This is a genomic window from Bacillus sp. 166amftsu, from assembly GCF_900107445.1.
GTDB lineage: Bacteria > Bacillota > Bacilli > Bacillales > Bacillaceae_G > Bacillus_A > Bacillus_A arachidis.
In genome coordinates, this window is the sequence record NZ_FNQA01000003.1 from 82,529 (window position 1) to 103,065 (window position 20,537).

Here is a 20,537-nt window from a genome sequence, read left to right on the forward strand (position 1 = left end):
CCACTCCCTTCTAAAACCTGTACACAAGTCCATACATGATGAACATATTAATCACAAAAATAGTAATTGCAATTGGTGCTTGAGCCTTTATTACCGCGTTTTTATCTTTTAATTCTAATAGCATCGCTGGTACAATATTAAAGTTTGCTGCCATCGGCGTTATCAATGTACCACAGTACCCTGCAAACATTCCAAGCGCAGCCATGATCGCTGGGTTACCTCCATGCATTTGAACGATAAGCGGTAGACCAATTCCTCCTGTAATAACAGCAAATGCGGCAAAGGCATTCCCCATTACAACTGTAAACAACATCATCCCTAAACAATATGCCATAACAGCGACAAATGGATATTCTGTCGGCAATACTTGTCCTACTAAATCTGAGACAACTTGACCCACACCAGATTTTGCAAAAATACCACCAAGCGCTGCTAACATTTGTGGTAAAATAACGGCCCATCCGACAGCTTGTAATAATCTGCTTCCCTCTTGTACAGGGGCTGTTATTTTTGCCTTTGTGATTCCCATTGCCGCTACGAAAGCAAGCAATGCCCCAAGAGCTAATGCGATTAATGTGACCTTCTCAGGATCAACGAGAAATACATTTCCAAACTTTAGCTTTCCTAACGTTAACGTACCAATGATTGTAAAAATGGGAATTAAAATAGCGGGCATAAAAATTTTATTTCTCAATTTTTCTGCATGTTTCACTCGCTCTTCTGTAGGTGCTTCTTTTTCATTGGACTTCGTTACTTTATTTAATGATGCTAAAACGACCATTGCTAATACAATACAACCGATATAAAATGACGGAATCATATTCCCAAATAAAAATGTAATAGAAAATAATGCCCAAAATAAACTAGAACCAAGGCGATTTGGATGCTGACGATCAAAAGCAATACGGATCGCGACAAAGGCAACAATAATACCTAATAAATAATAGATTGTATCAAGTGTAATAATATTCATCTTATATCGCCTCCTTTTGTTTGCTTTCTTCTTTTTTCATCGTTTTTTCAATATACTTATCGAATCGTTTAAAACGAATCCAACTGACAATAAAAGCTGAGATTGCCGTAGGAATTCCCCAAAGCGCCATATCCCACACACCAACATGCATTCCTACCGAATCAAAAAATCCCTTCATTAATAGAATTGCTCCTGTTGCGATAAAAATATCTTCCCCAAAAAACCATGCTGTATTTTCAGCTGCCGCTGCATTCGCTTTAATCTTTTCTTTCAGTTTTTCTGGAAGTTTTCCGTAACGCCCTTGTGCTGCCCCTTCTGCCATTGGTGCAACTAATGGTCTTACTGTTTGAGCATGCCCACCAATATTAAGTCCTACTGCAGCTGATCCTTCGCGAATCGCAAAATATGACATGAGTACTCTTCCTGTTGTAGCTCCTTTAGATTTCGTTATTAATGCTTCTGCTCTTTCTTTTAGTCCATATCTTTCTAGTATCCCAATGACAGGGAGTGTTAATAAAATTGGCATCGACATATATCTGTTTTCTATGAAAAACTTTCCAAACATACTAATCACATCATAAAAACTCATCCCTGAAATCATACCCGTTGCAATTCCTGCAACCATTACAACTAATAACGTATTAAGACGAAATAAAAATCCAACAGCTACAAGCAATATTCCAATTAATTTCAGCATTTATGTATCTCCCCCTTATTCTACTTTGGTGTACAAATAGAAATATCGTTTAATCGAAATGTTCTGTATATTTTTTCTACAAATTGAACTGCGTGCTCACCATCACCATGTATGCAAATTGTTTGCGCATCAATATTGATTATCTTTCCACCGACTGTTTTTACATTTCCTTCCTTAACCATCTGCACTACTTGTTCAATTGCTATATCTTCATTTTTTATAATTGCATTTTCTTCTGTTCGGCTTGTTAATGTTCCATCTAATTGATACGTACGATCGGCAAACGCCTCTTGCACAAGCCTCAGTTCATATTTTTCGGCTGCTTGTATAAATTTACTATTTGCTAATCCATACAGGAATAACTCTGGATTTATTTGATAGATTGCTTTTGCAATCGCATCCCCAATTTCTTGATCAGTAGCTGCCATATTATAAAGTGCACCGTGTGGTTTTACATGATGCATCCTCCCTCCTGCCGCTCTTATAAATCCATCTAATGCTCCGATTTGATATAAAACATAATCATATACTTCATCTGGAGAAACGCGCATCATCCTTCTCCCAAACCCAATTAAATCTGGAAAACCTGGATGCGCACCTATTTCCACATTATTTCTTAGCGATTTTTCAACAGTCTGACGCATAACAGTTGGATCACCAGCATGAAAACCACATGCAATATTTACTGACGAAACAAACGGAAGAATTTTATCGTCGTTTCCTATTTGATATGCACCAAATCCTTCTCCTAAATCACAATTCAAATCAATCGTAACCATGTTCTATTTCCCCCCTACTTTAAGCTTGTAAAGCGATAAATTTCTTTAATAAATTCATATTTTGTTCTTGCTCTATGTAAAGTTCTGTCGCTTCTGTTATAGAAGTCTTTGCAAACGTAACATAATCACCTGGTTTCAATTGTGCAAGGATAGGTAAATCAACTGATATGACATTACCAATTCGCGGATATCCACCTGTCGTTTGTCTATCTGCCATTAAGATAATTGGATTGCCACCAGGCGGCACCTGAATTGTTCCAAAGGTAACTGCACTTGATAAAATCTCAGATTGTTCTATTCTTTTTAGTTCTTCACCTTCAAACCGATATCCCATACGATCAGCATAATTAGATACTTTATATTCTTTTATAAAAAACGCATCTAAACTCTCATTCTTAAATTGATCCCATTCAAAATCTGGAATGACACGAATAATTGGGCTACGACTATATTTAGGTAAAACATGACTACATATCCCCCAACTTGTTGCCATTCTTTCTTCATCCATCAAGTTCTTTATCAAGCAAGTAGCAAATTTTGACGGTGTACCAATTTGAAAAAGATCTCCCTTTTTCAATGCCCGTCCTTCCATTCCACCTATACTCGCTCTTACATATGTACTTTTACTTCCCATACTACTTGCAACATCAATTCCACCTGCAAAGGTCACATATGTTCTACACCCAAATTGCACCTTCCCGAAACAAAGCATGCTCCCTTCTTTCGCCAGAACTGGTCGCCATAATGGAATTGGCTCCCCGTTTAACAGAGGCTCCGTATTCGCACCACCAATTGCCAGCAATGTTGTTTTCTTTATAAGTAGTTTCGGTCCCATCATTGTAATTTCTAATCCAGCTTCATTCTCTTCATTTCCTACTAACATATTTATCATTCTTAATGCTGCCTGGTCCATAGCACCGCCAACAGGTACACCATATTGTTGATACTGATATCTTCCTAAATCTTGAACCGTTGTAAACATCCCCGCATGTAAAATCTCAACATTCATTTCTTAGCTCCCTCCATAACCAGAAACTCTTCCTCTGTTATTGGGATAAAACGTAAATACATTCCGCTTTGGACATATGTAGGCTTTTCTTCATCTGGCTGAAACAATGCAATAGGTGTCCGGCCAATAATATTCCAGCCACCTGGTGTTTCTAATGGATATATTCCTGTTTGACTTCCGCCAATTCCAACTGAACCAGGTGCTATTTGTAAACGCGGTGTTTGTTTTCTAGGTGTTTCGAGCTCTTTGGGCATCCCACCTAAATACGGGAAACCTGGTGTAAACCCTAACATATAAACAAAATACGTCGCTTCACTATGAAGACGAATTACATCACTTGCACATAACTCATGGTATGCTGCAACTTCTTCTAAATCAGGTCCATATTTACCGCCGTAGCAAACTGGAATTGAAATACAATCATATTGTTTTTGCGTTTTATTTTGAGTATGACTAAGCAATCGATTTACGTATTCACATACAAAATCATAAGGCACTATCTTTCCTTCATTTTTCTCCCATAATTTATATACATCATAGTATACTGTTAAAGAAGCAAATGAAGGTACACACTCAATCATTCCATGAAAAGGATTTTGCTTTAATAGACTGCATAAATTTTGCACATTTTCATATATACCCAAATCAATTTTTTCTCCAAATGTAACAACAACTGCTTGATCCCCTAGTGCTGAAAATTTCATCATATCCCTTCCTTTTCACCCATCCAGCCAAGTTCTTTCGAAATTTGATGCGCCGTTTCTTTCACTTTTTTAATAAAGGTTGGAATTGTCGATTCATTATACTCAATTTCTAATCCTGAAATACTAATACCAGCTATTACATGACCATCGCTTGCAAAAATAGGTGCTGCAATGGCAGCTGTATGGTTCTCAAGTTCCGAATAACTTATCGTATACCCTTCTCTTTTTGCCTTACGTAACTGGTTTTGTAACTCTTCTTTATCCACTATCGTTCCATCCGCAAATCGTTGTAATTGTACTTTCTCTACATACCGCATTTGATCGGCTTCTCCAAAATACGAAAGCAAAATACGCGGACATGCTCCTGCATATAAAGGTGCTCGTCTTCCAATCTCTGTGTATACTCTTACTGGTTGATCTCCATCCATTTTTTCAATATAAATTGCCTCATTATCATCTTGAATAATTAAATTGACAGCTTGACCAAGAGAATCTCTAAGCTTTTTCATATATGGTTTTGCAATATTTCGTACCGATAATCGCTTCGAAACAAGCTGACCAAATCCTAAAAATATTAATCCCAGTCTATAGGCTCCCTTTGTTGTCTTTTGTAAAAAACCCATTTCTTCAAGTGAACCAATTAAACGGTATACAGATGTTTTAGGCATCCCCGTGTGATGAACCATTTCCGTTAACGTTAACTCTTCATGTTCATAAAATAGTTCTAAAATATCCATCGTCTTTACAGCTGTTTTATTTATACTCATCCTAGCTCCCCTAAGTTCCGTAATTCGGAACAACAATTCCGTTTTTCGAAACAAATATATAATTTAAAATTATAAAATATTCTTTCTTTTTAGACAATATTTTTCTAAAATAAAAAAAGCATTGAAATGAACATTCAATGCTTTTTAACACATATATCAAAACCTTATCTTTAATGCAACGCTCTTACTTGTTGCAACGGCCAAAATACTACTTCACCTTTTCCGACAATTTGATCTTCAGAAACAAATCCAAACATGCGGCTATCTTTTGAAACTTGACGATTATCTCCCAGTACAAATACTTGTCCTTCTGGAACTTTTTCTTTTCCAGTTTTTTGCTCTAACGTGAAATCAGGAGTTAGCTTCCCTTTACCTACCTGTTCCTTATACTCTGCTAGATATGGTTCATCTACCGCTTTTCCATTCACATATAATACGTCGTTTTTATACTCAATCGTATCCCCTGGTAAGCCAATTACTCGCTTCACTAAATCATATCCTTCTTTTCCATGAAACACGATAATATCAAAGCGATTTAAACCTTGTATATTATAACCAATTTTATTGACAAGGACACGCTCATTATTTTCTAAAGTAGGCATCATAGACTCACCTTGTACGAGAGAAGGAGTAAATAAAATACCACGTACAATTAAAGCGATTCCTATTGTAATTCCTATTGTTTTAATCCATGAAATAATTTCTTTTTTCTTGCTTTTCTCCATCTTTTCCCCTCTTCTCTAGCATTATAATGATTTTGTCAATCCCACTAGATCTTGTACAGATTTTTGATTTATTTCAGCAAAACAAGATTTACCTTCTCGGACTGCAGTACCAATATGCGCTTCTGAAATTCCTGTTTCATTCAATACTCGTTGTATATTTTCCTTTGTCACACCACTTCCAGCAATGAGCTGTACATCACCTTGACTTACTCTTTGCATTTCATGGAGTACAGGAATATTTTCCACTATGCCTCCTTGTCCACCAGAAGTTAAAATATGAGTGATCTTTTCAAAATTACGCAATGTTTGAACTGCACCAACAAGATCAGCCATTTCATCTATTGCACGATGAAATGTGACATTCATTCCATCTACAACAGATAATAAATCAGCTAATTTTTCTTCATCAATTTGATTTTGTTCATTCAATACACCTAATACAACACCGGCTGCACCAAGTTCTTGCGCGACTCGAATATCTTCTTTCATCATTTCGATTTCTTCTGCTGTATATATAAATGACTTAGCATGAGGACGAATCATAACATGAATAGGTATGTTTACAGCTTTCACCGCTTTTTTTATAAAAGCATAACTTGGTGTTAATCCACCTTCTGTGTATGCTGAAATGAGTTCAATTCGATTTCCACCAGCTTTTTCAATTTGCTTCACATCTTCTAAACAAGTTGCAATAACCTCTAGCATGAAACTTACCTCTTTTCGTACTTTTTCCACATTATTATACCGTAGTATAAATCCGAAACATAGGTTTCTCATATAAAACTTGAAAAAAGCAAAGAAAATGAAAGATTTTTCAAACTCCTGTAAAGTTTAGAAAAACAAGTTCATTAACCTAAAGTTGCGTACTTGAGAAACAACTGAATTCTCCTTCTTTATTTCCATAATTACTATATTTCTGTTATTCTTTTAATATATTTCTAAATTTTGTCACAAACAATACAAGGAGGCTCATTATACGATGAATATGAAAGCTACAACATTGACAGCAACAACTATTGCAATCGCTTCTCTTTTACCATCCACTACTGAAGCAGATACGCAAACAACAGCTGTACAACCAAAGAGCAACGCAGGAATCGGATACGTAAAACTTGATAACGTTCAACTCTATCAAGAAAGCACAACAAATAGTGATTCCCTCGGAAGTATTTCATATAACACACCTGTGATTATTCTCGAAACTACACGTAACTGGTATAAAGTAAACTCCCAACACAAAATTGGCTACATCCAAAAGTCCAATTTATCTTTGAAAAAGCTACATCCACAACAAACCCAACACATCGTAACTGCAGACGCCTTAAATGTTCGTTCAAAACCAAGTATACAATCATCCATTATTGACGTATTACCAAACGGAGCATTTATCTCTGTCGAAGAAACACATCACGACTGGTATCTCATCTCTCACAATGGACAAAAAGGATACGTAAAAAAAGAATTTGTATCCAATCGTTCACACTCATTCGTTAACGGGATTACAATACAAAACAATGCTTACTACGTTGCAACACCTAACTTAAAAGTACGCAGCGGTGCAGGGACAAACACTGCTGTTATTGGCTCTTTACAAAACGGAACGCAACTTCAAGTCGTTGATACTGTAGGTACATGGTATAAAATTCGTTTTGGCTCTGGATATGGGTATGTTGCAAAACATTATGTATTACAAAATAAACCGCAAGAGAAATCTACATCACCTTCCATACCTGCTGTTTTTAAATTTCCAACACAAGGACAAGTTAGCTCACCATTTGAAGTGAGATGGGGACAAATGCATTATGGTGTTGACTTTGTGGCAACTGGAGATATTTCTATCCATGCTGCAGCTGCTGGGAAAGTTATCAAATCCTACTATTCTAGTAGCTATGGTAATGTTGTATTTGTCACTCATTACATAAAAGGAAAATTATATACGACTGTTTATGCACATATGAAAAACAGATTTGTACAAGCCGGAGATCGCGTTCAAGTTGGTCAAGAGTTAGGGCAGATGGGGAGCACTGGACATTCAACAGGACAACATCTTCACTTTGAATTACATAATGGGGAATGGAATTTCGAGAAAACAAATGCCGTTGATCCACTTCCTTACTTAGTACGGTAACATCTTATGCTACGTAATATTCCGTTACTTATTGAGTATCTAGCTTTCTTCGGTCTAATCTGTTGTTTTGTTATTTATGATACAAATATATATTTTTTAAGCATACTCATCTTATTTGTATGCTGTGAAATATTGCGAGAATTATATAAAATACGATTAAAAAAACACATTTCTCATCTATTTACATCACTCATTATTATCGTTTGTTTAATCACTAATTTTATGATGGATGGTCTATTTCTATCGAGTATGTTCCCTGTATTTTTTATAAGCGTTCTTCTTATTGTATCACAATATATCTACGTGCCTGAACATCACAAAAAAGAAGATAGAGAAGAAAAAATTGTATAGTCTTTTCTGACATATACATCCATACAAAAAAACCACTCTTGAAATAACAATTCAAAAGTGGTTTTTTCTGCACAAAACACTTTGTTTTTATAACTCCATACGGTTTAAAATATCTTTTAATGTTTTTAACTCTTCGATTGTCAATGTGATACCTTTTCCCATTTTATCATGTTCCGGTGCCCAATCACGCAAATCATACTTTGGCTCTTTGCCGTTCCAGCTAATTAGATTGAGTTCTTTGTTCCAGCCTTTAGGTGACTGTGATATAACTCCAAAAGTTTCTTTAATATCAAATTTGATTTCTGCCACTGTTTTTCCCCCTTTCACATATATATTCCCTTATCTTCTCTCCTACATTCTCTCATATGTTATATCGATAGCGCTAATTTTCCGCACGTCGATCATTGAACACCTTTCATTGTTCATCCCCTACAATAAAAAGAACTTTGGTGCATACCAAAGTTCTTTTTATCATTATCTTTTATCAAGTTTCGCCGCAATTCTATTTCCAATAAATTGTACAGATTGAACGAGAATCACAAGCATAAGTACTGTAACAACCATAACATCTGTTTGGAAACGATAATAACCGAAACGAATCGCTAAGTCACCGACACCACCACCGCCGACAACACCTGCCATAGCTGAGTAGGAAATAAAGCTTACTGTTAAAACTGTTAAGCTTAATACAAGACCTGAACGCGCCTCAACAAGCAGTACTTTCCAAACAATTTGCAGTGGCGACGCTCCCATTGCCTCAGCAGCTTCAATTACCCCTTTTGGAACTTCGCGCAGCGCTTGCTCTACAAGTCTTGCAAAATAAGGAATGGCTGCTACTGATAAAGGAATCGTTGCAGCGATTGGACCAATTGTAGTTCCTAATAAGGTTCTTGTAAATGGTACAAGAGCTACTAACAAAATGATAAATGGAAATGAGCGAATAATATTTACGATGCCGTTTAATGTACGATGGACAATATTTTGTTCCAAAATTTGTCCTTTGCTAGTAAAATATAAAATTACACCTAAAGGAATTCCTAAAATAATTGCCGCTCCAACTGAAAGTCCAACCATTAAAAATGTTTGCAAAAGCGATGTCCAAATTTCTGGAAGCAGTGGAATAACATTATTGAACATGTGCAATGCCTCTCTCCCCTTCAACACCTAATAGAAGTTTTGCGATTTCTGTTGTTGGTTTTAGATGTTGGTCACGTAAATGGAAGGATTCAACAACTTCTCCTTCTTCCATCACTGCTACTTTATTACAAATTTGTTTAATGACATTCATTTCATGCGTTACAATTACGATTGTAACCCCTAGCTCTTTATTTATCTTTTGTAAAAATTGCAAAATAGATCGTGTCGTTTTCGGATCGAGTGCCGATGTCGGCTCGTCACAAAGTAATACTTTGGGATCATTTGCTAATGCACGTGCAATCGCAACACGTTGTTTTTGCCCACCGCTTAGTTGTGAAGGAAAATGATATGCTTTATCGCTTAAGCCAACAATTTCTAAGCATTCTCGCACTCGTTTTTCTTTTTCTTCTTTTGAAACTGACTTCAATTCTAACGGCAAAGCAATATTATCCGATACATTTTTATTATGAAGAAGATGAAAGTGTTGAAAAATCATACCAATCGACTGTCTTGCCGTTCGTAAATCTTTCTTCGATAACTTTGTTAAATCTTCTCCATTTACAATCACCACACCTGAATTCGGCTTTTCTAGTAAATTCATTGTACGTAATAACGTAGACTTTCCTGCACCGCTCAATCCAGCAATTCCGAATATATCATGTTCTTCAATTTGTAAAGAGACTGATTTTACACCATGAAATAAACCTTCTTTCGTCTGGAACGTTTTATTGATATCGCGTAACGTTATCATTTTCATTCACTCCTTTTCATTTGATTTAAAAACATCGTCTGCTATTAGCGAGAGTGTTACATCATCCATTGGCGGATTGTGTAAACCAGCTCGAACATTTAAATAATAACGGTGTAGTGAATTTTTTTCAGATAAGCTTTTCGCTCCAACAATTCGCATAGCTTTATCTACAACCGATATGGCTACATTCGTCGCAATATATTTTGCAGCTGCTAATTCGGCTTGCAAAGATTGTTTATCTTCTGCCTCATCATATTTTTTTGCAACTTGATATAAAAACGTGCGTGCCTGCATAAGTTCTAGCTCTAATTCACCTACTAATCTTCTAATATTCGGCAGTAAACTGATTGGATGATTTAAACTATTCGGTTGATATGACTTGGCAAAATCAATCGCATAATTTCTTGCAGCCTGCGCAATCCCTAAATAACATGCTGGTATATGCAGTAACCATCCAATTCCTTTTGGTTTCACCTGTGCACCTTTTACATCTGTAAAAAATTTATTTTGGATTTCAACATTCTGTAATATAAGATCATGGCTAGCCGTTCCACGCATCGCAACACTATCCCATGTCTCCTCTATATAGACACCTTTTTCGTGCCTTGGAATCACAAATTCTCCTATCTCTTCTCGTCCTTCAATACTCGCTGAGATGATGAAATAATCAAGTACAGGTGCCATCGTTGTAAAAGTCTTTCTGCCGTTTATAACCCATTTATCACCTTTTTTCACAGCTAATGTTTCTGGTTTCCCGCCCCTTGTTGGACTCCCTGTCTTCGGTTCTGTTGCTGCTCGGTTAAAAAGAGCACCTTTTTTTACTTCTTCACAAAACCAAGAAAACATATCAGGTTGCCATGAGCGATTTTCAGCAAGTTCTTTCACAATTCCAAGGTGCCAACCAATTGATAAAGCGGTTGCTCCATCTCCCTCTGCAATTTTTTCTTGAAATAAAACAAAATCATACAATGAAATGGCCTTTCCACCGACATCTTTTGGTAATGTTAGCTTCGTATAACCAATATTTTGTAAATCTTTAATATTTTCAAAAGGAAAAGATCCGAGTTCACTCAGTTGATGTTCCCTTTCTGCAAATCGCGGAATGAATTCTTTTATTTTCTCCAATACGAGAACTTGTTCTTCTGTTTCTATAAATGATAATGTCATATCAAGATCTCCTTTACTTTAAGTAATCAGGGAGCACAAACCCCTCAAACTGTTCTTCAGATTGAATCATCTTTTTAAACTCTGGTGAATGATATGCTTCAATTAAATCTTTCACAAATAGTTTTTCTTTATCTTCATCGCGAACAGTAACAATAATTCTATGTTGTGATGGTGTTTTTTCTAATTCCAGCGCTTCTTTTAACTTATGTCCAGATGAAATAACAAGGTTTCCGTTAATAATACCGTAATCTAAATCTTTCATAGCTCTTGGAATTTGTGGTGATTCAAGCGGTACCAATTTGAAATCTTTCTTTTTAAACGTTATATCTTTTTCAGAGATTGTTAAAATATTTACATTGTCTTTTAATTTCACCCAGCCAATCTCTTCTAAAATACGTAATGCACGTTCTAAATTAACTGGATCATTTGGTACCCCAATCTTCATTCCATCCTTCAAATCATCTAATGACTTATGTTTTTCAGAGTATACACCTTGAGGTGCTGATGGAACCTGAATAATGCTCGAAATTTTCGCATTATTTTCTTTTGCGTACGATTCCATAAAAGCAGTACTTTGAAATATATTTGCATCAATATCCTTATTTGTTAGGGCTGGATTTGTTTCGTTTGGTGAATTAAACTCAACAATTTTAATTTTATAGCCCTTTTTCTCTAAATATGGTTGAACTGCCTTTTTCACTTGATCACTGTATGGTCCTGGGGTAAACCCTAAACGAATTTCTTTTTGGCCACCTGCAGATGATTTTGCGCAACCAGAAATTACAAATAAACTGCATACGATGCTTACTAGTGTAAAAAATAAACGCTTCATCTTTTCTCTCCTCCTACTAAAAAAACAACCTTACATATAAGAAGGTTGTCATTTCTTTTCCTTCTTATCTACTCGGAATTAGCACCTTTTTATCACATGATAGGTTGCTGAAGTTTCATTGGGCCGTTCCCTCCACTTCTCTCGATAAGATTATATTTGATTATGCATTTTATTGTGTCACTATTCCGATAAAAATACAAGGTTTTTATCGGAATTTTTTTCTATAATTTGTAAAGTTATAGAAAAAAAGACAGACTCAGCAGAACTATTCTACCTTTGTCTATCCTTTTTCTTACTTTCTTAATCACCTTTCAAAGTACGTATAGGTAACGATGCAACATACCCAATATAAGAGCACAATTCTTTAAAAAAGAACGGAATTTCTGTATCTAATGTTTTATATGCTGATGTGGGAGTCGGCGATGCGTATGCATCCATCCCAATATGCTTCGCTATTCTCATCGCTCGCTTCATATGAAGAGGATCGCTTACGATTGTATAAGTATGTAAGCCATTGTCAATTCCAACTTGCTTAGCATTCTTCAAATTATCTTCTGTAAAACGCGACTGTGTTTCAATTAATATATCTTCATCCTTTACGTCATGCTTTAATGCATACGCTTTCGCAGTCCGTGCTTCTTCCAGCTCTGATTCAAATTTAGTACCACCTGTAAAAATAATCTTCTTAATACTTCCATTTTTATACAAGGAGATTGCATGATTGATTCGTTCGCGGAATACAGGAGACGGTTTTCCATTCCAAGAAGCCGCTCCTAGTACAACAGCAGCATCTGTAGGTACCTCATCTGTTTTAAAGCGATTACTCCAAATATCGTAAGCTGCATAACTAATAAATAGAATTATAGAACTAATCATAAGCAAGAACACTTGCAAAACTCGTCTTTTCTTACTTTTCTTATTTTGTTTCATTTGTACTAGCCTCCGCGCATCATCCATACTTCTATTAATTTAAAATGACCTTTTTCGAATCATTAAATTTGAGTTTATTTAAAAGAAGGAACTTTTCTAAACAATCAATTCGTATTATAAAGGATTTTCATTCAAATAGAGGATTTTTAATTTACTATTATTTGTGGTTCATACTATATGAGTTTGATTTATGTACGAATTTCCTCATACAACTCCATTGTAACGAATTTTTTCACGGAAGGGAATGATGAAACAAAAGTATATAAAAGAAGTAATCATTTTGTAAGAAAAAAAGGTATATTTTCCTCTCTTAAGAGCATATACCTCTTCCGTTTCACTTTACAATCCAATATTTCATATGTTGTTCCTCAAGTACACATGTAAAGCCTATCTTTTCTAACACTCTACTCGACGCGACATTACTCGTTAAACAATCTGCCTTAATCGTTTGCACTTCTTCATTCTGCTCCAGCCACTTAACGAAGGACTTTGCCATTTCAGTCGCATAGCCTTTCCCTTGATATTCTGGTACAATGCTATATCCAATCTCTACTGTACCAGTTGAATCAGGAGCACCTTTACAACCCATATCACCAATAATAACATTATCTTCCTTATGAATAATAAGTCCGCTCCATTTACTTTGTTTCGGGCTTTTTCGTAAACTTTCAGCAATCCACGGCAAAATATCTTTATAATCTGGCATTGGCCATTCTAAAGATATTTTATACGATATGATTTCCTGTAGCTCTTCTCTCCCTTTTATCATTGCCTCGACAAGTTCTAATGTAAAGGGGATCATCTTGAGTCTCTTTGTTTCTAAATTTGTCATATTTGCCTCCTATTTATACATGTCCATTTTGTGTAGTAATCGATCTTTCACGATTGGCCACTCGCTTGCAATGATGCTATATACTACCGCATCTCTTACATAACCGCTTGGTAACCTTCTCTCATTTCGTAATATCCCTTCTTTTACTGCGCCTAGTCGTTCAATCGCTCGTTGTGCTTTTTCATTTCGCAAGTCTGTTTTTATTTGCACACGCAGCATGTGTAATTCTTCAAACGCATATTGCAATAACATGTACTTACATTCCGTATTCACACTTGTTCGTTGTACACTCGGATGATACCATGTTTGGCCAAGTTCAACCGTTTTGTTATCATTTGAAATACTATACAAACGTGTACTGCCTACAACTTCATTCGTTTTTTGATCTATAACAACAAATGGTAAATCTGTTCCCTTCTCATATCGTTTTACTGCCGTTTCAACATATCGCTCCATATCTTGATAACTTTCCATTTTAGCTATTAAATACGTCCAAACTTCTTTATTCCCTTCCACAATTGCAAATAATTTTTCTACATCATTTGCATCCATTAATCGCAACATCGCTCTTTTGTTTACTATTTCCATAAACACATCCCCTTTTCTATGTATCTAGCTATATTATAGTTTGCCACATAACACATATCAAAATATTCGAAATTTCATTTTCTATCGATTAAAATCTAATAATACGAAAAAAAGACTCACTTTAATAACATAAGTGTGTCTTTTCATCTCTTACAGTAAAACATATGCAATTGGCCCACTAATCACCAATGTTAAAATCGTTCTTTCAATATACAAAATTAATAAGTTCTGAAATTTCTCATGGTATATCCATAGATAAAATACATGGGATAGACGTCGAAAAAAGCAAAACAAATGATACGGATACAACCGCAATCACAAACTTAGTTACAAGCGGCACACTAACGACAAGTAATGAAAACTATTTTTTTATCCTTTTTCGATATTTATTATGACCATCTGCCACGCCAAAATACTCAAATCCATTGTTTTTATAGAATTTGTTTAGTTTAGTATTATTTGCAACACAATCTAACTTTAAGAACTTTTTGTCAGTGTGCATATTATCTTGAATCCACATCAAAATCCTTTCACCTATTCTCCTTTTCATATACTTAGGGATAATCGCCAGTCTATGTAAATATAGTGAATCAAAAAAAACATCTTCACCAAAAATATGGCGATCCCAATCACTTTGTGTGGAAGAAACTGTAAAAGTGCCTATCATTTCATTTTCTTTTAAAATGATGTAAGTGTTGTTGTTCGTTACAGCTTGTGCTATCTCTTCGTCATCTCTAACTTCTAAGAGGTACTGCCACTGATTGATTTCTTTATCTTTTAACCATTGAGCGATTTCTTTTAGCATATTAATAATAAGAGTACTTTCATTATTATGTGCAGTTCTAATTTGATAGCCTTCAAGAGTATTCCGATTCACTTTTCCTCCTCCTTTTTAATACTTCAGCTATTTATCTTGCTATTTGTGGGTAGTAATCTCTCTTTTTATTACCTTTTATAACCCAAAAAGGCTTAGAGATTTCTCCAAACCTTTTTCATCCAAATAAAATTTTAGAAAACCACTTCTCGAGTACTTATCACATTATTGATTTCGCTGCGCCCCTCTAAACTCCTCCTTAATTTGATTAAGCGTTCCTTCTTCTGTAATTAATCGGTATGCTGCATACGCTAATGCTTTTGCGGATGTAACTAAGGCTTTATCGCCAAGTTCCGAACAAGCTGCTTCTCTAAATTCATTCGTATGCGCAATTAAATGCTCTGGACCAATTTTGATATAAGGATGAATCGTTGGTACAACTTGACTCACATTTCCCGCATCTGTTGAACCGATTCCAAGTCTCTCTTTACGATTTACTTCTTCACCAAGGTTTTCTAATTCCTCAGCAATCACTTCATTAAATGTTTTTGTCACTAATAATTCATCAATTTCATTCTGAAACTGATTGATTTTTACTGTTGTTCCTGTTGCCAGTGCTGCACCTTGCGCAATGTTTCGTACTTTTTCTGTTACTTCCGCACATCTCTTACGTGTTGCTGCGCGAATAAAGAAACGGGCTGATGCGTAATCTGGAATAATATTCGGCGCCTTTCCACCTTCAGTAATGACACCATGAATTTTCACATCTGACGGTAGCTGTTGACGCAGTGCATTAATCCCATTGTAAAGTTGAATAACCGCATCTAATGCATTAATTCCTTCTTCTGGTGACGCTGCTGCATGAGCTGATTTTCCATAGAAATGAAAATCAAGTGGATCAACTGCGAGTGACGGACTTGTTGTTGCTGTTTTTCCACTAGGGTGAATCATAAGTGCTGCATCCATCTTGTTAAACAATCCTGCTTTCACATAACTTGCTTTTGCACTTCCATTTGGACCACCTTCTTCTGCTGGTGTTCCAAATACAACGATTTCACCGCCGATTTCTTCAATTGTTTCCGATAATGCAATCGCTGCTGCAACGCTAATTGTACCAATTAAATTATGACCACACGCATGGCCTAATCCAGGCAAAGCATCATACTCTGCTAAAAAAGCAATTGTAGGTCCTTGTTTTCCTGAGCTTTTCCGTGCGATAAAACCTGTTTCATGTCCTGCTATATTATGCTGCAATTGAAATCCTGCACTCCCTAAAAGTAAACTTAATGTTCTGGATGCAAAGAATTCTTGATTACCGATTTCAGGATTCGCATGTATATCATGACTTGTTTTTATGTATTTTTCTTTATTTCCTTCTATACTTTCCGTAATAATATTTCGGTGTGACGTTACTTGTTTTGTTGTCATTTTCCCCATTCCTCCTTTAAATTTACACATAAAAAAGCCTCTTTCTAAAAGATAGAAAGAGGCTTGAAAATACAAATTCAAAATAGCCTTCTTTCTTATCTTTCAAGTCTTTCACTTGCTGGAATTGGCACAGTATTCATATTGAATCCGCTGCCGAGGTTTCATAGGGCCAGTCCCTCCACCTCTCGTGATAAGAAAATTGTTTTTATTTTCATAAAATTATATTAAATTATTTTCATTCTAGTGTTATTCCGAGTAAATGTCAAGGAATTCCGATCTGATTTTAACGAATATCTAAAAACCCTTTTAAAACGCCAATCGTTTCAGGTGCATGTAATCTTGCACATATATAAGGGAATTCTGGACTTCCTTCAAACGTCATGTGAGATGTTAAAGGCGCTCCTGCCCAAAAGATTTCATCATCAATTAATAAAAATGGGAGTGACTTATTTTGTCTTTGTATTCTCACGTTTTTTAATGGAATTGGTCCATCACTATATATCGTGACCTGCGCTGCTGTACGCATTAATGCCTGCCATACTCTTTTGTCTACCTGTCTTGTACTTGGAAGCGAAATAATAATTTTTTGTTTTGCCGATAGAATATCTTTTAATAATCCTTTCGGTTCTTCCAAATTCATTTGCATAAACCATCTCAAACGTTTTGTAATTTTTCGTTCTAGCAATGGGCGCGAAGTAGTACGATCATATACATTTCCGTGTCTTTCTATGTGAGAAGTTAAGTGAGATAACGCTTGTTTTCGAGAAAGGTTTTTCCGCATATACTTACAGTCCGATAACTGAATAAACTTCCCTCTTGCTCTCGTTATCGCAACGTTTACTAAACGATGATTTTTATGATCAAAAAATAATACGCCGGGTCTCTCCTGCGGATAACTATCTACTGTATCAAATATCATCATATCTCGTTCAGACCCTTGAAATTTATGAACTGTTGCCGCTAATATAGGCGTATTTCGATACTTTGTTTTTTGCAAAATCTCCCTTATACCTGTTGATAAGAAACGGGACTGCGCGCGATATGGCGTGACAACTCCAATTGATTGAACACCATCTAATAATCCAATTAAAATCAGCTGCATCGCAACGAAACCGGACATAATATTAAAACGTGAACCAGAGGCTGCATCTTTTAAAGAATAAGCGCCCATCAAACTTGTATCAAACAGAGCTAGCGCTTCATTTGCAAATGGCTGTAATTTCGCTAATTCTTGTCTTGCCGAAACAGAAGGATGATCGAACACTCTATTCTTATAAATAAATGAGTTTGTAAACTTAGATATATCCGCATGCATTCGTCTTTGTTCCTCTAGCATAAATAAATTTGGATGCGTTTCATAACTATTTACAGATTGGACAATGCCAGCATGATAAAACATATCTTCCCCTAGCCACTTTCTAACGAGCTCATGATTTGCCATCGCAATTGGTGGTAACTGTAAAAAATCACCACAAACGACAATTCTTTTTCCAAGAGAAGCTGCTAAAGCAATTTGTGGTACATAAGCCATACTTACTTCGTCCACGACAATTAAGTCAAATGTTCGTTCGTAAATAAGAGAATCAATTGCACACTTAGATAGCGTTGCACCAATTACTTTTGCATTTTCAATATATTCTCTTTCTACTTCTTTAATTTTCGCTCTTTGTTTTCTAAGATCTCCTTCAATTTCTTGCATCCGCTTCTTATCAGAAGCAGTTGCTTTATACGATAAGATTTTTTGGCGAAGATCTTGGCGCATTTCCTCTAAATAAAGCTTTTCTTCTCCCCATGATCCATTCGTTGTTTCGACTAATCTAGAAGCAAGCAACGTTTCATGATTACGTATATGTTCATGTTGACTAAATCCATATCGGACGATTTCTCCTGGTGTCCATTTTTCTTTCTTCTCTATTTGCTTTGTGACTTCACTCATTAATACATCCACTGCTGCATTACTATGAGCAAGTACAAGTACTGACTTTCCTTTTTGATAATGCGCCGAAATAATGCGTGATAAGTTATAAGACTTTCCTGTTCCAGGTGGTCCCCACACATATGTCGCCCTATTATAAAAAGAACGATATGCAAGTTCATTCTTCGGATTTTTCATCTTTTCTATATGCTTTGGCGTACTCTTTCCATCTAAAAGACGCTTTACCCGCTGACGCTTTTGTTTATCTTTTCGTATTTCTTTCAACCGCTCTTGCAGTTGTTCTAACAACTGCCATGGTTCACTGTATAAACTAGCTTCTCTTATTTCACCTTGTATATAATCATTCAATTTCAGCTCGATTTCTAATCCATGTACGGATAATACTTCTCCTGTTGTTTCCTCACCATCAAATTCAATTCGAATGGGTGTACCCTCTGGTAAGCTTACTTCCGAGATAAGCTGAAATACATAAACTGTACTTTCATAATCTGTATATAAAAAACGACCATTTATAATCGATAGCTTACTACCGCCTATCGTTTTCCAATGTTTAATTTCATATGCTAATGCTTGATGCCACTCTTTCATCGTTTCCGTTAATGAAGGAGTTTGTAAAGTTGTGTTCATTGCGTTGTCTCCTTCCTTCTTTCCAAACATACTTTCTCACTATATCATAGAACATCATAAAATTTGTAAGGTTTTTATCTTGCTTATTTTCTCAATTTTCAATATTATGATACATATTAAAATTACGGAAAGAAGGAATCGATATGCCGGTACGAAGAATCGAACATGTTGGAATCATGGTTGCAAACTTAGAAACATCGATCTCATTTTATGAAGAAGTGGTTGGGTTAAAACTTATCAAACGTATGGGACATCCAGATCCAAACTTAAAACTCGCTTTTTTAGGTGTAGATGGCGCCCAAGAAACCATTGTTGAATTCATTGAAGGTTATAATTCTTCTCTGCCAACAGAAGGTAAAATACATCATATTTGCTTCAAAGTAGATTCATTAGAAGATGAAATGGAAAGGCTGAAAAAATTAGGGATCACTTTTTTATTAAGTGAAGAAATTGAAACGCTACCAGATGGAACACGTTATTTTTTCTTCTCTGGTCCTGATGGAGAGTGGATCGAGTTTTTTGAGACAGAGCGTTCATAGAAAGGAACATATACAATGAATCAAGTAGAAATCCAACTAGGGCATATCAATTCTCTATTGTTACAACCCATGCAACAAGATAAAAAAATAACAATTGTTTTCTATCATGGATGGGGTTCTAGCATTTATAATCAAACATTTTTAGGTACTATTTTAGCAAACTTAGGATATACCGTAATTGTGCCAGAGATTATCTATCATGATTCACGTGAACCCTTGATAGATTATTTTTCTAAATCGATAATGGAACAATATTTCTGGAAAACCATTTTGCATACCATTAAATATGATATAAATGATTTATTTACTAGTATCTATGAGAGTGAATACTGCTTAGGACATAAAATTGTAGTCCTCGGAAGTTCAATGGGTGGATTTATATCTTCCGGAGCTTTTATGGAGGACTCAAAAATTGATGCGCTTATTAATATAAATGGTTCAGGAGCCTGGATAACTTCTGAAGAGATTTTTCAAAAGTACGGTTCAAATGCCTCCAATGAAATTCATATGATTAGAAAAATGGATCCTATTCAGTTTATTGAACGCATTCATAATAGACCTATGCTGTTATTACATGGGGCAAGCGATGCTGTTATTTCACCTCTTGGACAACAAACATTTTATGAAAAAGTGCAATCACATTATCAAAACACACCCTCTAACATTACATTTATGCTATACCAAAATATTAATCATTCAATAAGTATTTCAATGATTGAAAAAGTTGTAAATTGGTTAGATGAGCAATTTGTTCTTTATAGCTAATTAAGACAGACTAGCAAAGCTTACATAAAAAATCAGCACCACTTATTTTGGTGCCGAT

At 35.6% G+C, this 20,537-nt stretch carries 23 protein-coding genes, 1 pseudogene and 2 riboswitches; of the genes and pseudogenes, 4 read left to right on the top strand and 20 right to left on the bottom strand.

The features are described from left to right. Positions 1-10 precede the first annotated feature (10 nt). The 8 genes from BLV40_RS11835 to BLV40_RS11870 all read right to left on the bottom strand — a co-directional run bounded on the left by BLV40_RS11835 (position 11) and on the right by BLV40_RS11870 (position 6,359). The gene (locus tag BLV40_RS11835) at positions 11-973 is read right to left on the bottom strand and encodes a DUF979 domain-containing protein (RefSeq protein ID WP_026592457.1); all 963 of its coding nucleotides are present in this window, start codon (positions 971-973) and stop codon (positions 11-13) included. Between the two features lies 1 nt (position 974). Beyond that, positions 975-1,670: a DUF969 domain-containing protein gene (locus BLV40_RS11840; RefSeq protein ID WP_090690225.1), complete on the bottom strand. Its 696-nt coding sequence runs from the start codon at positions 1,668-1,670 to the stop codon at positions 975-977. 20 nt (positions 1,671-1,690) lie between these two features. Next, the gene (gene pxpA / locus BLV40_RS11845) at positions 1,691-2,449 is read right to left on the bottom strand and encodes a 5-oxoprolinase subunit PxpA (RefSeq protein ID WP_090690228.1); all 759 of its coding nucleotides are present in this window, start codon (positions 2,447-2,449) and stop codon (positions 1,691-1,693) included. A 19-nt stretch (positions 2,450-2,468) separates the two neighbouring features. Beyond that, the gene (locus BLV40_RS11850; protein WP_090690232.1) at positions 2,469-3,458 is read right to left on the bottom strand and encodes a 5-oxoprolinase subunit C family protein; all 990 of its coding nucleotides are present in this window, start codon (positions 3,456-3,458) and stop codon (positions 2,469-2,471) included. Continuing rightward, positions 3,455-4,162 carry a 5-oxoprolinase subunit PxpB gene (pxpB, locus tag BLV40_RS11855; protein WP_026592453.1) on the bottom strand — a complete coding sequence of 236 codons (708 nt, stop codon included), beginning with the start codon at positions 4,160-4,162 and terminating at the stop codon, positions 3,455-3,457. Before pxpB ends, BLV40_RS11850 begins: the two co-directional genes overlap by 4 nt. Then, entirely contained in the window at positions 4,162-4,929 is a 768-nt protein-coding gene (locus tag BLV40_RS11860; RefSeq protein WP_026592452.1) for an IclR family transcriptional regulator, read from the bottom strand. The genes pxpB and BLV40_RS11860 overlap by 1 nt, the downstream gene beginning before the upstream one ends. Before the next feature lie 170 nt (positions 4,930-5,099). Beyond that, positions 5,100-5,654: a signal peptidase I gene (lepB, locus tag BLV40_RS11865; RefSeq protein ID WP_026592451.1), complete on the bottom strand. Its 555-nt coding sequence runs from the start codon at positions 5,652-5,654 to the stop codon at positions 5,100-5,102. A 21-nt stretch (positions 5,655-5,675) separates the two neighbouring features. Further along, a complete protein-coding gene (locus BLV40_RS11870) occupies positions 5,676-6,359 on the bottom strand; it encodes a copper homeostasis protein CutC (RefSeq protein ID WP_090690236.1) in 684 nt (227 codons plus the stop codon). Between the two features lie 274 nt (positions 6,360-6,633). On the opposite strand from BLV40_RS11870, the gene BLV40_RS11875 reads away from it, so the two are divergent. Together BLV40_RS11875 and BLV40_RS29310 are read left to right on the top strand one after the other, a co-directional pair. Beyond that, positions 6,634-7,782, top strand: a complete 1,149-nt coding sequence (locus tag BLV40_RS11875) for an SH3 domain-containing protein (protein ID WP_090690240.1) — start codon at positions 6,634-6,636, stop codon at positions 7,780-7,782. Positions 7,783-7,788: 6 nt separating this feature from the next. After that, the gene (locus BLV40_RS29310; RefSeq protein WP_081811049.1) at positions 7,789-8,133 is read left to right on the top strand and encodes a hypothetical protein; all 345 of its coding nucleotides are present in this window, start codon (positions 7,789-7,791) and stop codon (positions 8,131-8,133) included. Positions 8,134-8,220: 87 nt separating this feature from the next. Here the strand turns inward: BLV40_RS29310 and BLV40_RS11885 are convergent, their stop codons facing one another. The 12 genes and pseudogenes from BLV40_RS11885 to BLV40_RS11945 form a co-directional block, all read right to left on the bottom strand. Beyond that, positions 8,221-8,442, bottom strand: a complete 222-nt coding sequence (locus BLV40_RS11885) for a YdbC family protein (RefSeq protein WP_026592448.1) — start codon at positions 8,440-8,442, stop codon at positions 8,221-8,223. A 165-nt stretch (positions 8,443-8,607) separates the two neighbouring features. After that, the gene (locus BLV40_RS11890; protein ID WP_026592447.1) at positions 8,608-9,270 is read right to left on the bottom strand and encodes a methionine ABC transporter permease; all 663 of its coding nucleotides are present in this window, start codon (positions 9,268-9,270) and stop codon (positions 8,608-8,610) included. Beyond that, positions 9,260-10,021 (bottom strand): methionine ABC transporter ATP-binding protein, encoded by a 762-nt coding sequence (locus BLV40_RS11895; RefSeq protein WP_170833647.1) that lies wholly within the window; start codon positions 10,019-10,021, stop codon positions 9,260-9,262. Before BLV40_RS11895 ends, BLV40_RS11890 begins: the two co-directional genes overlap by 11 nt. Before the next feature lie 6 nt (positions 10,022-10,027). Continuing rightward, positions 10,028-11,188 carry an acyl-CoA dehydrogenase family protein gene (locus BLV40_RS11900; protein WP_090690247.1) on the bottom strand — a complete coding sequence of 387 codons (1,161 nt, stop codon included), beginning with the start codon at positions 11,186-11,188 and terminating at the stop codon, positions 10,028-10,030. A gap of 13 nt (positions 11,189-11,201) precedes the next feature. Continuing rightward, positions 11,202-12,020, bottom strand: a complete 819-nt coding sequence (locus tag BLV40_RS11905) for a MetQ/NlpA family ABC transporter substrate-binding protein (RefSeq protein ID WP_090690252.1) — start codon at positions 12,018-12,020, stop codon at positions 11,202-11,204. A gap of 61 nt (positions 12,021-12,081) precedes the next feature. Beyond that, positions 12,082-12,171, bottom strand: a riboswitch (SAM riboswitch). A gap of 149 nt (positions 12,172-12,320) precedes the next feature. Then, positions 12,321-12,950, bottom strand: coding sequence for a YdcF family protein (locus BLV40_RS11910; RefSeq protein ID WP_026592444.1), 630 nt, complete (start codon positions 12,948-12,950; stop codon positions 12,321-12,323). Positions 12,951-13,284: 334 nt separating this feature from the next. Then, on the bottom strand, positions 13,285-13,782 hold the full coding sequence (locus BLV40_RS11920; RefSeq protein ID WP_090690255.1) for a GNAT family N-acetyltransferase: 498 nt from the start codon (positions 13,780-13,782) through the stop codon (positions 13,285-13,287). Positions 13,783-13,791: 9 nt separating this feature from the next. Further along, entirely contained in the window at positions 13,792-14,370 is a 579-nt protein-coding gene (locus BLV40_RS11925) for a GNAT family N-acetyltransferase (RefSeq protein ID WP_026592442.1), read from the bottom strand. Between the two features lie 150 nt (positions 14,371-14,520). After that, positions 14,521-14,728 (bottom strand): annotated as a pseudogene (locus BLV40_RS11930) (YjiH family protein); the annotation flags it as partial. A gap of 3 nt (positions 14,729-14,731) precedes the next feature. Then, positions 14,732-15,247 carry a GNAT family N-acetyltransferase gene (locus BLV40_RS11935; RefSeq protein ID WP_090690258.1) on the bottom strand — a complete coding sequence of 172 codons (516 nt, stop codon included), beginning with the start codon at positions 15,245-15,247 and terminating at the stop codon, positions 14,732-14,734. A 162-nt stretch (positions 15,248-15,409) separates the two neighbouring features. Then, entirely contained in the window at positions 15,410-16,612 is a 1,203-nt protein-coding gene (locus BLV40_RS11940) for a M20 family metallopeptidase (protein WP_090690729.1), read from the bottom strand. Between the two features lie 92 nt (positions 16,613-16,704). Then, a riboswitch (SAM riboswitch) is annotated at positions 16,705-16,809 on the bottom strand. Between the two features lie 86 nt (positions 16,810-16,895). Then, the gene (locus BLV40_RS11945) at positions 16,896-19,205 is read right to left on the bottom strand and encodes an AAA domain-containing protein (RefSeq protein ID WP_026592439.1); all 2,310 of its coding nucleotides are present in this window, start codon (positions 19,203-19,205) and stop codon (positions 16,896-16,898) included. Between the two features lie 113 nt (positions 19,206-19,318). On the opposite strand from BLV40_RS11945, the gene BLV40_RS11950 reads away from it, so the two are divergent. Together BLV40_RS11950 and BLV40_RS11955 are read left to right on the top strand one after the other, a co-directional pair. After that, positions 19,319-19,714: a VOC family protein gene (locus tag BLV40_RS11950; protein ID WP_090690265.1), complete on the top strand. Its 396-nt coding sequence runs from the start codon at positions 19,319-19,321 to the stop codon at positions 19,712-19,714. Between the two features lie 15 nt (positions 19,715-19,729). Continuing rightward, positions 19,730-20,479, top strand: a complete 750-nt coding sequence (locus BLV40_RS11955) for an alpha/beta hydrolase family protein (RefSeq protein WP_090690268.1) — start codon at positions 19,730-19,732, stop codon at positions 20,477-20,479. The last annotated feature ends 58 nt before the right edge of the window (positions 20,480-20,537 follow it).

Coding starts and splice junctions, on each gene's coding strand:
- BLV40_RS11850 (WP_090690232.1), bottom strand. CDS start 3,458: ATGAATGTTGAGATTTTACATGCGGGGATGTTTACAACGGTTCAAGAT.
- BLV40_RS11945 (WP_026592439.1), bottom strand. CDS start 19,205: ATGTTTGGAAAGAAGGAAGGAGACAACGCAATGAACACAACTTTACAA.
- BLV40_RS11940 (WP_090690729.1), bottom strand. CDS start 16,612: ATGACAACAAAACAAGTAACGTCACACCGAAATATTATTACGGAAAGT.
- BLV40_RS11920 (WP_090690255.1), bottom strand. CDS start 13,782: ATGACAAATTTAGAAACAAAGAGACTCAAGATGATCCCCTTTACATTA.
- BLV40_RS11875 (WP_090690240.1), top strand. CDS start 6,634: ATGAATATGAAAGCTACAACATTGACAGCAACAACTATTGCAATCGCT.
- BLV40_RS11835 (WP_026592457.1), bottom strand. CDS start 973: ATGAATATTATTACACTTGATACAATCTATTATTTATTAGGTATTATT.
- BLV40_RS11910 (WP_026592444.1), bottom strand. CDS start 12,950: ATGAAACAAAATAAGAAAAGTAAGAAAAGACGAGTTTTGCAAGTGTTC.
- BLV40_RS11955 (WP_090690268.1), top strand. CDS start 19,730: ATGAATCAAGTAGAAATCCAACTAGGGCATATCAATTCTCTATTGTTA.
- pxpB (WP_026592453.1), bottom strand. CDS start 4,162: ATGAAATTTTCAGCACTAGGGGATCAAGCAGTTGTTGTTACATTTGGA.
- BLV40_RS11890 (WP_026592447.1), bottom strand. CDS start 9,270: ATGTTCAATAATGTTATTCCACTGCTTCCAGAAATTTGGACATCGCTT.
- BLV40_RS11860 (WP_026592452.1), bottom strand. CDS start 4,929: ATGAGTATAAATAAAACAGCTGTAAAGACGATGGATATTTTAGAACTA.
- pxpA (WP_090690228.1), bottom strand. CDS start 2,449: ATGGTTACGATTGATTTGAATTGTGATTTAGGAGAAGGATTTGGTGCA.
- BLV40_RS11925 (WP_026592442.1), bottom strand. CDS start 14,370: ATGGAAATAGTAAACAAAAGAGCGATGTTGCGATTAATGGATGCAAAT.
- BLV40_RS11905 (WP_090690252.1), bottom strand. CDS start 12,020: ATGAAGCGTTTATTTTTTACACTAGTAAGCATCGTATGCAGTTTATTT.
- BLV40_RS11900 (WP_090690247.1), bottom strand. CDS start 11,188: ATGACATTATCATTTATAGAAACAGAAGAACAAGTTCTCGTATTGGAG.
- lepB (WP_026592451.1), bottom strand. CDS start 5,654: ATGGAGAAAAGCAAGAAAAAAGAAATTATTTCATGGATTAAAACAATA.
- BLV40_RS11870 (WP_090690236.1), bottom strand. CDS start 6,359: ATGCTAGAGGTTATTGCAACTTGTTTAGAAGATGTGAAGCAAATTGAA.
- BLV40_RS11840 (WP_090690225.1), bottom strand. CDS start 1,670: ATGCTGAAATTAATTGGAATATTGCTTGTAGCTGTTGGATTTTTATTT.
- BLV40_RS11895 (WP_170833647.1), bottom strand. CDS start 10,021: ATGATAACGTTACGCGATATCAATAAAACGTTCCAGACGAAAGAAGGT.
- BLV40_RS11950 (WP_090690265.1), top strand. CDS start 19,319: ATGCCGGTACGAAGAATCGAACATGTTGGAATCATGGTTGCAAACTTA.
- BLV40_RS29310 (WP_081811049.1), top strand. CDS start 7,789: ATGCTACGTAATATTCCGTTACTTATTGAGTATCTAGCTTTCTTCGGT.